Source organism: Acidithiobacillus sp. AC3, from assembly GCF_050261095.1.
Classification (GTDB): domain Bacteria; phylum Pseudomonadota; class Gammaproteobacteria; order Acidithiobacillales; family Acidithiobacillaceae; genus Igneacidithiobacillus; species Igneacidithiobacillus copahuensis.
The window spans coordinates 2,280,481-2,294,280 of record NZ_CP189838.1 but is presented as its reverse complement, the minus strand read 5'-3'; the positions used below and the strand labels follow the sequence as shown (position 1 = coordinate 2,294,280).

11 protein-coding genes are annotated in these 13,800 nt (G+C 57.9%); 9 read left to right on the top strand and 2 right to left on the bottom strand.

Annotation, left to right across the window (positions count from 1 at the left end; all coding sequences use genetic code 11):
* The first annotated feature begins 313 nt into the window (after window positions 1-313).
* Complete coding sequence (gene speD, locus ACQAYK_RS11600) at window positions 314-715, top strand: adenosylmethionine decarboxylase (RefSeq protein ID WP_215872941.1); 402 nt, start codon at window positions 314-316, stop codon at window positions 713-715.
* A gap of 44 nt (window positions 716-759) precedes the next feature.
* Here the strand turns inward: speD and plsY are convergent, their stop codons facing one another.
* On the bottom strand, window positions 760-1,368 hold the full coding sequence (gene plsY, locus ACQAYK_RS11595) for a glycerol-3-phosphate 1-O-acyltransferase PlsY (RefSeq protein ID WP_226827680.1): 609 nt from the start codon (window positions 1,366-1,368) through the stop codon (window positions 760-762).
* Between the two features lie 100 nt (window positions 1,369-1,468).
* On the opposite strand from plsY, the gene folB reads away from it, so the two are divergent.
* The 5 genes from folB (at window position 1,469) to argC (ending at window position 4,352) form a co-directional block, all read left to right on the top strand.
* The gene (folB, locus tag ACQAYK_RS11590; RefSeq protein WP_215872943.1) at window positions 1,469-1,834 is read left to right on the top strand and encodes a dihydroneopterin aldolase; all 366 of its coding nucleotides are present in this window, start codon (window positions 1,469-1,471) and stop codon (window positions 1,832-1,834) included.
* A 149-nt stretch (window positions 1,835-1,983) separates the two neighbouring features.
* Window positions 1,984-2,331, top strand: coding sequence for a DUF4168 domain-containing protein (locus ACQAYK_RS11585; protein ID WP_215872944.1), 348 nt, complete (start codon window positions 1,984-1,986; stop codon window positions 2,329-2,331).
* A gap of 95 nt (window positions 2,332-2,426) precedes the next feature.
* The gene (rplM, locus tag ACQAYK_RS11580; RefSeq protein ID WP_215872945.1) at window positions 2,427-2,855 is read left to right on the top strand and encodes a 50S ribosomal protein L13; all 429 of its coding nucleotides are present in this window, start codon (window positions 2,427-2,429) and stop codon (window positions 2,853-2,855) included.
* Between the two features lie 12 nt (window positions 2,856-2,867).
* On the top strand, window positions 2,868-3,254 hold the full coding sequence (gene rpsI, locus ACQAYK_RS11575) for a 30S ribosomal protein S9 (protein WP_215872946.1): 387 nt from the start codon (window positions 2,868-2,870) through the stop codon (window positions 3,252-3,254).
* 63 nt (window positions 3,255-3,317) lie between these two features.
* Entirely contained in the window at window positions 3,318-4,352 is a 1,035-nt protein-coding gene (gene argC, locus ACQAYK_RS11570; RefSeq protein ID WP_483167622.1) for an N-acetyl-gamma-glutamyl-phosphate reductase, read from the top strand.
* 55 nt (window positions 4,353-4,407) lie between these two features.
* Here the strand turns inward: argC and ACQAYK_RS11565 are convergent, their stop codons facing one another.
* Window positions 4,408-5,454 carry an IS630 family transposase gene (locus ACQAYK_RS11565; RefSeq protein WP_483167621.1) on the bottom strand — a complete coding sequence of 349 codons (1,047 nt, stop codon included), beginning with the start codon at window positions 5,452-5,454 and terminating at the stop codon, window positions 4,408-4,410.
* A 263-nt stretch (window positions 5,455-5,717) separates the two neighbouring features.
* Here ACQAYK_RS11565 and ACQAYK_RS11560 point away from each other — a divergent pair, with 263 nt between their 5' ends.
* From ACQAYK_RS11560 to ACQAYK_RS11550, 3 genes are read left to right on the top strand one after another with little or no spacing between them, the layout of a single operon-like run.
* Window positions 5,718-6,803 (top strand): EAL domain-containing protein, encoded by a 1,086-nt coding sequence (locus ACQAYK_RS11560; RefSeq protein WP_215873450.1) that lies wholly within the window; start codon window positions 5,718-5,720, stop codon window positions 6,801-6,803.
* A gap of 34 nt (window positions 6,804-6,837) precedes the next feature.
* Window positions 6,838-10,599: a bifunctional diguanylate cyclase/phosphodiesterase gene (locus tag ACQAYK_RS11555; protein ID WP_215872949.1), complete on the top strand. Its 3,762-nt coding sequence runs from the start codon at window positions 6,838-6,840 to the stop codon at window positions 10,597-10,599.
* Window positions 10,586-13,690, top strand: coding sequence for a bifunctional diguanylate cyclase/phosphodiesterase (locus ACQAYK_RS11550; RefSeq protein ID WP_483167620.1), 3,105 nt, complete (start codon window positions 10,586-10,588; stop codon window positions 13,688-13,690). The genes ACQAYK_RS11555 and ACQAYK_RS11550 overlap by 14 nt, the downstream gene beginning before the upstream one ends.
* The last annotated feature ends 110 nt before the right edge of the window (window positions 13,691-13,800 follow it).

The following is a 13,800-nucleotide window of genomic DNA, read 5'->3' as shown; positions in this document are numbered from 1 at the left end:
GGGTCGAGGCACTTCTAGGCCAATCGCGGATGTTACAGGATTTTTCGTCATGGAAATTCGTAGCAGTTGCTGATAAACCTTCTTTTTCTTGAGGAGGTTGCGATATTTTTGGGAGCCCTTGCATCGCCGCGCAAAACCTGTATAGTTGCGAACCTGTTTCCACGGCACCGAAAGCAGTTACGGAGGGGTCAGTCCTTAAGAGACTCGGAGCGCGGCACTGCCGGTTCCAGCAAGGTAGGGCATAAAACCAAGTACTGTCTGGGGGTGCACGGGAGCTACTTCTTAACCTTTATGCTAGTTAGGGGGGGCACCTATGCGCTCATTGGGACATCAAATCGTCGCAGACTTTTACGGATGCGACAGCAGTACCTTGTCGGATGTAGATTTTGTTACCGATGCTATGCTCGAGGCCGCTCGTCGTGCCAACTGCACCATCGTCACCCAGACCTTCCATCACTTTTCTCCGTATGGAGTCAGTGGGGCGGTCATTGTCGCTGAATCCCATCTGGCCATTCATACTTGGCCGGAATATGGCTACGCTGCGGTGGATGTCTTCACTTGCGGCGACGTCATCCAGCCGGAAGATGCCCTGAGTTTCCTGCGGGAGGCTTTTGGCGCGGCGCAGGTCTCCACCATGGAGATGAAGCGCGGGCAGGTAGAAATGATGGGCGTGCCCAGCCATGAGCTGCGCGTTAAGCCCGCACTCTGCGCCTAGGGATTCGCAACGCAAACGCAGGCACCTCGTCGAGGTGCCTTTTTTTATTGGCGCCGTCGGAACGCTCGTTCCTCTCCACTGCGCAGACGCTGAATGTTGCTGCGATGACGCCAGAGTACCCAAAGCGCCAGCACCAAAACGAGCCCGCGTAGGCTGGGCTGTGGCAGCAGGAACCAGGCATAGGCCGGTGCCGCAACTGTGGCGCTGAGTGCGGCAAGCGAGGACACCCGGCTGACGGCAAATACCAGTAACCAGGTGGCTAGGGTGGCGAGGCCCAACAGCGGAGCGATGGCCAACAGAATGCCCAGGGTCGTGGCTACACCCTTGCCGCCGCGAAAACCGAAATAGAGGGGATAGAGGTGGCCGAGGAAGGTCGCCAAGGCCACCAGGGCCACGGCCCATGCCGGCAATCCTGCCAGACGAGCCGCCAGGACCGGCAGCAAGCCTTTGCACAGATCCCCGAGCAAGGTCAATGCCGCCGCCTTCCTCCCGCCCAGGCGCAGTACATTAGTCGCCCCAGGATTGTGCGAACCAGCCTGTCGCGGATCAGGCAGTCCCAAGGCACGGCTGACAAAGATGGCCGTGGCGAGGGAACCGACAAGATACGCGGCCAGACACCACAACAGGACTAGCCAGGAAGAGAAAAATAGCAAAACTGGGTCTCTCAGTGCATGGCAGCCGCCGGAGAAAGCGGTATCATAAAGCATTCGCTGGCGAAGAACAGGCTTTGCCCGGCAACAGAATGGAGAGTCCATGGATATCCTTTTCGTGCGCGAACTCAAGGTCCAGACCCGAATTGGTATCTACGACTGGGAGCGTGAGGTGCCGCAGACGGTCCTGATCGACCTGGAAATTGCCGCAGACGCAGCGCGGGCTGCCGCGAGTGACAGGGTGAACGCCACCATCAACTACCAAACTGTTTGTGACCGTATTGTCGAATATCTGGAAGCAACGGAAACACAGTTGGTGGAGACCGTGGCGGAAACCCTTGCGCGTATGGTGCGCGAGGACTTCGGCGCGTCCTGGGTGCGGGTAAGTGTGCACAAACCGGCGGCGGTACGCGGTACCCGCGACGTGGGCGTACGCATCGAGCGGGGAACGCTACAGACTGTCAGTTGACTGCCAGCGGAGCTGGGGTCAAGCGATCTCACCCGCGTGCTTGCAATCCCCCTGCTGAGGGGGTAGGGTGTTGTCAAGAGTATCGGAAAACTAACGTAACTTGCTGATATACCGGTTTATTATTGTTACTGTTTGGGAGGAGAAAGCAGATGCAGAATGTATCCATTTCGTCGCTACGCGCGGGCATCCTTGGCGTCGTATTCCTGGGCCTTGCTGGCCTTGTCAGTGTTCCCGCGTTAGCCGCTACAGCCGGGCAGGTTCAGGACTTTGCCCGGGCCGCAGAGCAGATCAAGCCATTGAACGAACAGGTCCATGCCGCGATCAACAAGCCTGGGGTCACAGACGCGCAGAAGCAGGCGATGAAGAAATCCTACATGGACAAGGTGAATGGCATTTTGGCGAGTCATCACCTGACGGCGGAACAATATTCCAGCATGTTGCAGGAGACACAGAAAAATCCTGCCTTTGCCAAGGAAGTCGAAGCCGCTATGCGCTGAGGGCGCTTCCTCGCTGTGGGCAGATTTTTATTGACAGGGGCGGTGCTTCACTTTATCCTCTCGCGCCTTGACGTACAGGTAGAGCGGAGTGCTGCATGAAAACCTATTCTGCCAAATCTCATGAAGTACAAGGGGATTGGTTTGTTGTCGATGCCACGGACAAGGTCCTTGGCCGTCTTTCCGCGGAAATTGCCAAGCGCCTGCGCGGCAAGCACAAGCCGGAGTACACTCCACATGCCGACATCGGCGATTACATTGTCGTCATCAATGCCGACAAAATCGCGGTGACTGGCAACAAGGCCAAGGATAAGATGTATTATCGACACACCGGTTACGTCGGCAACCTGAAGAGCGCGTCTTTTGAGAAAATGATGGAGACGCACCCAGAGCGAGTCATCGAGATCGCCGTCAAGGGCATGCTTCCCAAGAATCCCTTGGGGCGAGCGATGTATCGTAAACTCAAGGTCTACACCGGCGCGCAGCACCCGCACGCGGCGCAGCAGCCCCAACCCCTGCAATTCTAAGGCGGATTTCGTATGGAACAGTATTACGGTACCGGTCGTCGCAAGAGTGCTACCGCGCGTGTCTACCTGCGGCGCGGCAGTGGTAAGATCAGCATCAACAAGCGCAGTCTGGAAGAGTATTTTGGTCGCGAAACCTCGCGCATGATCGTGCTGCAGCCCCTGGAGTTGACCGGTAACGGCAGCCAGTTCGATATCCTTGTCAACGTCAGCGGCGGTGGCGCCAGTGGTCAGGCGGGTGCGATTCGTCATGGCATCACCCGTGCCCTGATGGCTTACGATGAGACCCTGCGGCGTCCTCTGCGTAGTGCGGGTTTCGTGACCCGTGACGCACGCGAGGTGGAGCGTAAGAAGGTTGGCAAGCACAAGGCGCGGCGCAGCCACCAGTTCTCCAAGCGCTGAGGGATATCGCGCTCGGTCCAGCCGCCTTCGGGCGGCTTTTCTATTTGTTCGGGGGACGACATCATGATTCGCGTCGGTATAGTAGGTGGTACCGGGTACACGGGCGTCGAGCTCCTGCGCTTACTGTTGCCGCATCCGGAAGTCGAAGTCGCTGTTATTACCTCCCGAGGCGAAGCAGGGCAGCGGGTCGATGGTCTGTTCCCCAGTTTGCGTGGGCATACCGATCTAAAATTTTCCGCGGTTTCCGGCAAGGATCTCCAGGGTCTGGATGTGATATTCTTTGCCACTCCCCATGGTGTGGCCATGGAAATGGCGCCTGAGCTTCTGGCAGCGGGGGTCAGACTGATCGACCTTAGCGCCGATTTCCGTCTTTCCGATGCTGCACTCTTTGCGGAGTGGTACCATCAGGAGCACTCCAGTCCCGCGCTTCTGCCGCAGGCCAGTTACGGCTTGCCAGAGCTCTTTCGCGACGAAATCCGCGGTAGTCGCCTGGTCGCCAATCCTGGCTGCTACCCGACGGCGGTTACCTTGGGCTTTGCCCCGCTGCTGGAGGCGGGCCTGCTGGAAGCAGGCGGCTTGATTGCCGATTGCAAGTCCGGGGTGAGTGGCGCTGGCCGCACGGCCCGTCTGGGCCTGATCTTGCCGGAAAGCGCCGATAGCGTAACTGCTTATGGCGTGAGTGGGCACCGCCACCGTCCCGAAATCGAGGCGACTCTGAGCCGGATCGCGGGCGCAGATATCCAAGTCCAGTTCACGCCGCACCTGATGCCGATGATCCGCGGTATTCACGCGACCCTCTATGGCCGGTTGCACAAGCCGATGAGCAACGAAGCATTGCAGGGCCTCTTTGCGCAGCGTTATGCGCAAGAACCCTTTGTCGACGTGCTGCCCTTCGGCGAGCATCCCAGTACCCGGACGGTGCGCGGCGCCAATGTTTGCCGCATTGCCCTGCACCAGCCACGCCCGGGGCAAGTGGTGGTCCTCTCGGCTATCGATAATTTGGTGAAGGGTGCCGCCGGGCAGGCGGTGCAAAACCTGAATGTACTCTTTGCCTGGCCAGAAAACCTGGGATTAGCGCAAATCCCGCTCTTACCATAGCCGTAAATTATCAAAAAAGTTACGCCATGTACCATCTATTTTATTAACCAGGCCCTTAAATATCTAACATCGCGTAGCGTGCTGCGGGGTGGTGGAAATAGCGCGCGACTTTCTCGGGCAGTTTGCGTAGCCCGTTCATGAAAGTTTTTGCCTTCTCCAGCAAGCTTTGGGTATCCGTGCTCATGGGGCCGGTACGCAAAGCGGTTTTGAAATCGCGATTGAGATACTCGTCGGGGTTGGACTCTGGCGCATAGGGCGGCAGGAATATGAGCTCAATGCGGTCCTGCTTGTCGGCCAGCCACGCGGTGACCAGCTTGGCGTGATGTACCCGCAGGTTGTCCACTACCAGGAAGACCTTCTGCGGCGCGCCTGTGATCAGCTTCTCCAGAAAGGCGAGAAAACGCTCCGCATGGATGCTCCCCTCCACGATCTCGAAGGCGATCTCTCCGCGCGGGGAAATTGCCGAAATCATCGACAGGGTGGTCCAGCGTGCCGGATGTTCGAGGATCGGGGTCTGCCCCTTGGGGGCATATCCCCGGACCCAGTGGGCATCCTCTTTGACCGCAGTTTCGTCGCCCCAGTAAATGACCGCACCTTCCTGCAGGGCACGCGCCCGAAGCTTGGGGTACTCCACCTCCAGCCACTGCCGCACGGCTTCTGGGTTCTGTTCCAGCGCCCGTTTGACGGGACGTTGGGGAGTAAACCCCCAGCGCTTGAGATACTTGCCCACCAATCGCACCTGCAAATCGATCCCGAAATGGTCCCGAATGAGTTGCCGGATAGCCGGTCGCGTCCAAAGCGCAAAAGGCATCTGCAACTGCCGTGGATCCTTTTGCACGATCTGGTCCCGAATCCAAGCTTCCGCTGCTAGCGTCAACTTGCGACAGGCGCCAACCGGCCGCCCCCGCGGGCGTTCTTCAAGGCTCTTGGTTCCTTCTCGTTTGGCTCGCGCCAACCAGCCGCGAATCGTCGAGGGATGGGCACCAGACACCTTGGCCAAGTCCTCTACTCGCATGCCTGACTGTTGGCGCAATCGCAGCACCATCTGCCGAAGCATGTTCCGACCCTCTACCGTCAATTTACGCACATCTATCCGTTCCATGGCCCTCAGCATACCACATTACTATCGCATATTTAAGGGCCTGGTTAATAAAAGCGTGATGTAAGCTTGCTGAATCACGTTTTTCGACTATAGTAATTGGTATGGGGGAGCTGGCTCTGCGTTCTGGGGTCTGGCGACTGATATCATACTGGGAAGAGTGGCGCTTCTAAATGTTTAATGACTGTAGTGTTTTTTCAGGCGTTACTCCGGTTTGCAAGGGATCCAATCAGGCCTGCAGTAATCAGATTCTGGAGGCCGTATTTTTGCTTCCGGGGGGGAGCTGCAACTGGCGATTTCCCGAAGACGTGCTGGCCTATTTTCAGCCGATCTACTCCGTGTATCAGGAACGTATCGTTGGCGTCGAGGCGCTGGCGCGCGTGCGAGCGAGCAGCGGAGAAATCTTGTCGCCCATGCAATTTCTCCCTTCTCTTTCTCTGGCGCAACGGCGGGAGCTCAGCCGGCAGATGCTCCTGGCTGGCATCACCCTGCTGGAAACGCTGGATGCCAAGGGTATCTCTCTCGACTTGTCCTTCAATGTAGATCCCGACTTCATGGAGGATCAGGACTGCGTGCCCTGTTTTCTGGGGGTGCTTGGCGGCACCTCGATCACTCCGCAGCGGATTACGCTGGAACTCCTGGAGAGCGGCGACTTTTTGCAGGGTGATATCGCAGTACGTCGTTTACAGGCGCTGCGCGATACGGGGGCAAACATTGCCCTGGATGATATTGGTAGTGCCTATTCTTCTTTGCTGCGCCTGAAAAACCTGCCCATCCAGAAAATCAAGCTCGACCAGGAACTGGTTCGCGACCTTGAGCGGGAGCCGAAAATCATGGCCTTTTTGCAAAGTATGAAGTTTCTGGCCGACGGGTTGGGCGCCACCCTGATTGTCGAGGGAGTAGAGACCGCCACGATCCTTGATGCGGTAGCGCAACTGCAGCAGGATCTTGTGCAGGGCTATGCCATTTCCCGTCCCATGCCGGCCGAGGCGTTTGTGGCCTTCGCCCGAGACCACGCGCGGCCCTCTCACAGCGCCACCCCCGGCTCACTTTTGGGGGCCTACGCGGCCCATGTACTCCGCCGTCCCCTGATGTACAGCCTGCAAAACAACCACGATGTCTCATCCCTGATCAAGTATCTGGACGAGTGCCCCCTATTGGATTACCTCCGTGCCCATCCGTGCCAGGCCAGCGCCCCGGTGCTGGATGCCTATGCGGCATTGCTGAACGGGGTCCGGAATCGTCAGCACAGTATGTCGGTCCATCAACAGATATCGGAAACCGAGGGGCGACTACAGGCAATACTCTATGATGCCATTCGGGCAGAGCGCCGCGATGCCCCCGGAGGTTGAGGCTTCTATCCAGCGGACTGCAGGAACTCTCGCCTTGAAGGCGGACTCCGATGCAGCTTTGCTCACGGAAATTCGCCTACCGGTCGCGGATTCTTCGATCTCCGCGCGGCGACTGTGGTGGATAAACGTCTGGCTGTTTTTGGCAACCGTTCTGGCGGGAGCGTTTGCCGGCTTGCTTTTTCACGACGTCTTGTCAAGCCAATACTGGCCCATATGGCCCGCCGAGGGGGTGATCGCCTACGGCATTCTGGCCTGGGGACCGCGGGTGATTCCCGGGCTGCTGCTGGCGCGCATTTGCCTCAATTTGATCTCTTTGCATTATCCCATGCCCATTGCCCTATGGGCCGACCTGGGCGGTATCCTGGCCCCGTGGCTGGGGCGCTGGCTGCTATATCGCGCCAGCCCCGATTGGCGGGGTTTCGGCAATGTTCGCCAGGCGCTCAGCTTTCTACTGCTCTTCTGCCTGGTCCCTGCTTTCCTCGGCGCCGCCTGGTTGCTTGCCGGCAGCAAACTTCTGACCCTTGTGGCTGGGTTGTCCTCGTGGCACATGCTTATTTACTGGACCCTCGCCCAAACGGCAACCTTTCTGAATATCGTTGGGGTAGCGTTGGTGGTATTGCACGGGCACAGCCAGGTGCCATGGCGCTTTCCGCGTAGTTTTCTGTTGCTTGCCCTGCCGACGCTGGCCATTGCGGTTGCGCTCTTTTTTCAGCATTTTTCCGCCAATAGTCTGCCGGAGGCAGGCGTGGTGTTCCTGGTCCTGCCGTTCATCTGGATGTTATCCCAATACCCGGTGCAGTTGGTTTACCCGTTGGCGTTTCTGAGTTTTCTGCTGGCCTTGCTGGGGACCAGCCGAGGATTTGGTCCGTATGAACATAACCAACTGATTCTGCCAGAAGGGTTGGCCCTGATCATTGGCCTGGTTCTTGAGGTGATAGGATTGCTCGCCGGGGCTATGATTGCAGAACGGAGCGCGGCCCGTGTGGCCTTGGAGCGCTTGAATCGCGATCTGGAGCGGCGGGTCTTCGTGAACTCCCAGGACTTGCGGCAGCGCAATCGCGAGCTACAGGTGCGCGATGCCTTTCTGCAATCGGTTACCGAGATCAACCGCTTGTTCTCCGCTCCGGCAGTGCCGGGGTTACCGCAGATACTGGAACAGTTCTGCGCTATCCTGGCCTCCCGAATGCCACTTGCTGCCGTATGGATCGGGCATGTTCAGGAAGACGAGAACCGCATCGAGTTGACGGCAGCGGCCGGGCCTCTCGCCGCACCCTTGGCACGGGTGGTGCTGCCTTGCCATGCCCGTGCGGGAGTGCCGCAATCCCCTGCCGGACGGGCTATCGAAAGCCAGCGCACCATGCTGTTTTCCAGCGACGATCCGCTCTTTGCGCCGTGGGCAGACCTGATTCAGCAATACCGCATGGGGGGTGGTATCTATTCGCCTTTCACCTGGCCCGATGGTAGCGCCGGCGTGCTGGCCCTCTATCGCTACGTCGATACCGCCTTCCCGGCGGAAATCAATGAGCTGTTGGAACGCTTGAGCGCCGACCTTGCGGCTTTTCTCCGCCAGCGTCAGGTGGCGCGGGAGCTGGAGGATATTCGAACGCTCCAGAAGACTATGCTGGTGAGCGGTGACATTGCCCTGCGTGCTCGCGAGGCACCGCAGATGCTTCGTGCCATCTGCGATGAGCTGATCCGGAGTACCTTGTTCAATGCGGCCTTCATCATACGTCCAGATGCCGCAGGCGTGTTTCAGGCGCTGGCCTTGGCTGGACACAATGTCGAGTGGATTCTGCAGCGGCGTTGGACGATCCACCCGGACGATGTGCCGGACGGGCAATCTTTTACCTCGCGTGCCTGGCGTGAGGACAGATTCCTGGCGGTCCAGGATTATTTGGGCGCGTTGGGGGAAAATGCTGCCTGGTTTGCTCAAGCCCGAGAGAATCATTGGCATTCCGTCGCTACTTTGCCTATCTATCATCGCGAAGAACGCTGGGCGATGCTGAACGTCATCAGCGATCGAGCGCACTTGTTCAACGAGGAGATCATCGAGGTGTTGCAGCGCGTGGCATTGCTGGTTGGACATGCTTTGGATGAAATTCATCTGAAGGGACAGTTGTCGGAAGAACGGCAACGGCAGAGCCATCTCGCGCGTCATGATGCCCTCACGGGTCTGGCGAATCGACGCGGGCTTACCGAATTTCTACAGCCGGCCATGGCCCGTGCACGGCGTAATGACGGTTTGCTCGCCTTGGCGGTACTGGACCTCGACGACTTCAAACCGGTGAACGATCAGTACGGTCACGCAGCCGGGGATCTCTTGTTGCAAGAGGTCGCCAATCGCCTTCATTCTTCCTTACGGCAGAGCGATCATCTGGCCCGACTCGGGGGGGATGAGTTCGTTCTGGTTTGGGACAGCTTGCAAAGCCGCGAGCAAATCCATTCCATTTTAGAGAAGATTGGCGAAACCTTGGCACAGCCCTATTTTCTCTCCGATCTGCCGACGATCTATGTTCGTCTGAGCGCTGGGATCACGTTTTACCCGCAGCCGGATGTGACCCCCGGAGATGCCGACCTACTCCTGCGCCAGGCCGATCACGCCCTGTACGAAGCCAAAGAAAACAAAAAGATACGGGATTTCTTCTGGTCTTTCTTCGCCGATGACAAAGCGAACGAGCGGCGCCAGATTCAGGCGTTGTTGCGGGATGGCCAGCTACTTCTGCAGTACCAGCCAATTCTGGATCAGCTGCAAGATCGGATTGTCGGTGTTGAGGCCCTGGCACGACTTGCCGGCGCAGAGAGGGCGATATCGCCGGGAGATTTCCTGCCCTTCCTGTCTCCAGAGGATCAATGGACTCTCACCAAATTGGTCCTTGCTCAGCTCAGCAAGGACTGGGAAGAGTGGCAAGGCCAAGGAATCCATCTGTGGATCGCACTGAATATCCCCCCGGGTTTTCTGGCAAGTGAGCGCGGCCTGCAAAGGCTGCAGGAACTGCTCGCGGATTGCGCCGTCCCGGCCAGACATCTGGTGCTGGAAATACTCGAGAGTGAAGAGTTGTTGTTGCTCGACTTCACCGCGCAGTCGATTCGCAGTCTGCAGTCGCTTGGATACCGTGTTGGCCTGGATGATGTCGGAACAGGCTATGCCTCCCTTCTCTATCTGAAAGAGCTACCGGTAGACAAGATCAAGATCGACCAGGCCTTTGTGCTGCACCTGAGCGAGAATCCAAACGATCTGCACTTTCTGCGCGCCCTGCTCGACCTGGGGCAATCGCAGGGGCTGGAAGTCATCGTGGAAGGGGTGGAAAACCAGACCATTCGCAACGTCTTGCGCCTGATGCAGGTGCCTCTGCTGCAGGGCTTTGCCATTGCTCGCCCCATGTTTGCCGAGGCTATTCCTGCTTGGTTGCGAGAGCGTTCAGGCGTGCGCCCGCGGTCTGCGACAACGGATTATGATTTGTTGCAGCTCTACGCCGAGATTATCGACTATCAGAAGACCATCTTCGCCCTGGTGAGCTTGAATCCGGCCTGGTTTTTACGCTTGGCGCCCTGGTCCGGAAGCCAATGTCCCATCCACGCTCGCCTGTCTGCTTTTCCGTTTGTCGGCAGGGAAGAGGTACTGCAGGCCCACGTGGAATATCATCGACAACTCGAACGCATTACCACGGCCCTGGCAAGGGGTTCGGCTGGCGATATCTCTACCCTCCAGAGTGCCGGTGACCAAGTATTGCGTAGCATAGAACGAATTATCCACAGCCCGCGTTTGCCGCAACGCAATCGCTATGCCCAAGTCTGACTTCGCCATGCTCGCCGCGCAAGGTCAGCACGACTTTAATCGACGACGCCGGCGACTACGGCGCAGTATCCGTGGGTTTTTTGGGGGTATCGCCATCATATTTTTCCTGCTGTATGTTTGGCAGGCCCGCACAGAAATAGAGCGTCAGCAGGAAAACTTCTTCCATCTCAAAGCGCATCAGCTCAATACCATGGTACAGCAGATACGGCGACGTCTGGATGGCCATTTTCATGATCTGCTGTTTTTGCGGGAAACCTTGCATTTTGATGCGGGGCAGTCGCCCTATCCGGATCTCGAGAGCCGAAAGGCTCTGGAGAGTTACCAGAAGAACCACCGTAATTCTCTGGCGATCAATATCCAGGATGGCAGTGGAAATACCATTGTTTGGTCGACCAATCGCGCACAAAGTCCACATGCCATGGTCCCGGAGAGCGCGTTTTTTACTGCCAGTGACGAACCCGACTGGCTCGTTGCCGAACCCCTCTATGCGCCGAGGTATGGGTTGTGGATCGTTCCCACACGTATCCCTCTCTACGATGCACGGGGAAAACCGGCAGGTTTTCTGGGCCAACCGATTGCCATGCGGGATTTGCTAAGTGAGGTGCCTCAACCGGGAGTGGTGGTCTTGGTAGAGCACTTTGGTCAACCCATCGCGGAACTCGATGCCGATGGTCACTGGGGGCCGCCCGACCGGCAGAATATCTCCGATCTGCAGCGGGTACGGGCTCCCATACTGGACCTACCCTGGGATCTGGAGATGCGCTGGCGCGGCAGCGGTTGGCTGGATACCCTTTCTTTTGCCCAATGGTTGCAGCTCAGTCTGCCGTTTGTTGCGCTGGTGATCCTCCTTTGGATTTTTTATCGAATGGCGATCAAAAATGCGGATTCCTTGCTTGGCTTGCGGCAACTCCAGTCGGCAGCACTCGCCATTCATCATCGTTTGTTGCGGGTGAAAAATTTGTTCGATCTCTACCCTGCGATCTGCGATTCGGTAGTCCAGGAAAGTAGCATTCACAGTTGTTTTCTCCTGCAGGCCGATAGCAATGAATCCACCGTGAACTTGCTGGCCATGGCGAGTACCAATCGCCAGTTTGTCGCCTTGAAGGATCTCTCCCTACCCGTCGGGACGGCTGGAGAGGTACCCCAGACGTTGGTGGGTCGGGCGCTGCACCGTGGCAGTGTACAGCGCATCGACCGTATACAGGACTGTGTACTGCTTGCCTCGCTGAAGGAGTCGCTGACGAGGGAAGATCTGTGTTGCGCAATCGCCCAGCCCCTATTCCTGGAGGGGCGCTCCCAAGCCTGGGGCGTGTTGCTCTGTTTACTGCGAGAGCAAAGCCAGACGACGAATGCTGTGGAACCATTCCTGCAGCAGGTTGCGGAAAGCTTTGGCCTGATTCTGAGCCTCTGGCAGCGCCGGGATGCGCTGGAACAAGCCCAGGGAATGCTGGATCTTCTGGCGGACTTCGATCCCCTCACCGGTGCCGCGAATCGTTCGCGCCTGGAACAGGCCTATACCAGGTTTCACTTCCGGGTTGTAGAGAGTAGTGAGGGGGCGGCCCTGGCGGTGCTAGACATTGATGATTTCCATCAGATCAACGAACGTTTCCAACGTCAAACCGGAGACCAAATCCTAACGCTTGTACGGGAGCGTCTGGAGAGTGTCTTGGGACCGGACGATCTGGTGGCGCGTCTTGGGGGAGATGAATTCATCCTGCTGTTTTCCGTTGTGGGTGGCATGCCGGGTCTGCGGCAGAAGCTCAACGATGTGGAAAGCGCGCTCGGCATCGATTTTGCCTTGCCTGACGGTAAGTTGCGGTTGGCAGCCAGCATGGGCGTGGCGATGCTCGCCGGTGATGAGGAACATTACCTCGATAGCCTCCTGCGCCAAGCGCGGCAGGCATTGAGCTTGGCCAAGGCACACAAGGCCGACCGTTTGCACAGTTGGGCCATTGCCGGGCAGGAGCTGGAAACCAAGGCTCGCACCCTCGCGCAACGTCTACTGGCCGAAAACGCCCTGGAGGTCTGGTATCAGCCGATCATCGACGGTTTTGATGGTGGTGTCCGGGGAGTGGAGGCTCTTGCCCGTCTGCGGGATGTGGATGGCCGTGTCCTGACCCCGGCAGAATTTCTTCCCCATCTCAAACTAGAGGAGATCCAAAACCTGAGCTGGCAACTGCTCACAGCCGCTCTGCAGGACATCAGCGCCCTGGAGAAGGAGGGCTGGCTCCTGGGGCTTTCCTTCAATATCCCGGCACAATCATTCACGCGTTACTGCCTGCCTTGCCTGCGCGGTGTCCTGGCGGCAAGCCCTGTGTCGCCGGAACGCATCACCATGGAGATTCTGGAAGGTGGAGATTTCCTCGATCAGCCCGTGGCGGCAGAGGTGATGGCTGAGATTCGTGGCATGGGCATCCATCTGGCTCTCGATGATGTGGGTACCGCTTATGCCTCACTGCAGCGCCTGCGCGATCTACCAATTGACAAAATCAAGGTAGATCAACATTTTGTGCGCGCTTTGCCAGATCACCCGGAGGATCTGCACTTCATCCGGGTCCTGCAGGATCTCGCGGAGGAAATCGGCGTGGAGCTGGTGGTCGAAGGTGTCGAAACTGCTGAAATCCTCGATGTGCTTCTGACGCTCGGGGTCGCTAAGTTGCAGGGCTATGGCATCAGTCGGCCTCTTCCCTTCAAGGATCTGCGCCGTTTTCTGGAAGCCCCTCTGCGCCTGGACGGTGTAAGACCGGCCACATTGTTCGGATTATTTGCGGGGATTCTAAGTATTCACGCAGTGATCAAAAAGACCCTGCAGCCGCTGGGGCGACAATTGTTCGTTCTGGAGAGCGCCTTACGCCGCGATGGTCCCTATGATGCCGCCTTGTCTCGCTTAGGCTACACGCCAGGAGAACCTCTGCACATCGCCTATCGCCGGTATCAGTCGATGCTCTCCCGCGCTTTGGCGGGCGGAGCCGATTCTCCGCACAATCGCTACTGGCAGGACGTGGAGGAGGCGCTGCGCGACCTCCAGAGCCAAATCCTTGCCGAGCGTCAGCGAGAGATTCCTGGCAATGGAGACGAGCCCGCGCCCTAGGCGAAACTGTCGACATTTGGCGACAGTTGCCGAAACCAGCACGATGGTAGAGCGTTGATATTCCAACACCTTAATTTCCGGCATGTACTTTGCTTAGCAGTCTATCCGAA

Coding starts and splice junctions, on each gene's coding strand:
- speD (WP_215872941.1), top strand. CDS start 314: ATGCGCTCATTGGGACATCAAATCGTCGCAGACTTTTACGGATGCGAC.
- folB (WP_215872943.1), top strand. CDS start 1,469: ATGGATATCCTTTTCGTGCGCGAACTCAAGGTCCAGACCCGAATTGGT.
- ACQAYK_RS11585 (WP_215872944.1), top strand. CDS start 1,984: ATGCAGAATGTATCCATTTCGTCGCTACGCGCGGGCATCCTTGGCGTC.
- rplM (WP_215872945.1), top strand. CDS start 2,427: ATGAAAACCTATTCTGCCAAATCTCATGAAGTACAAGGGGATTGGTTT.
- rpsI (WP_215872946.1), top strand. CDS start 2,868: ATGGAACAGTATTACGGTACCGGTCGTCGCAAGAGTGCTACCGCGCGT.
- argC (WP_483167622.1), top strand. CDS start 3,318: ATGATTCGCGTCGGTATAGTAGGTGGTACCGGGTACACGGGCGTCGAG.
- ACQAYK_RS11565 (WP_483167621.1), bottom strand. CDS start 5,454: ATGGAACGGATAGATGTGCGTAAATTGACGGTAGAGGGTCGGAACATG.
- ACQAYK_RS11550 (WP_483167620.1), top strand. CDS start 10,586: ATGCCCAAGTCTGACTTCGCCATGCTCGCCGCGCAAGGTCAGCACGAC.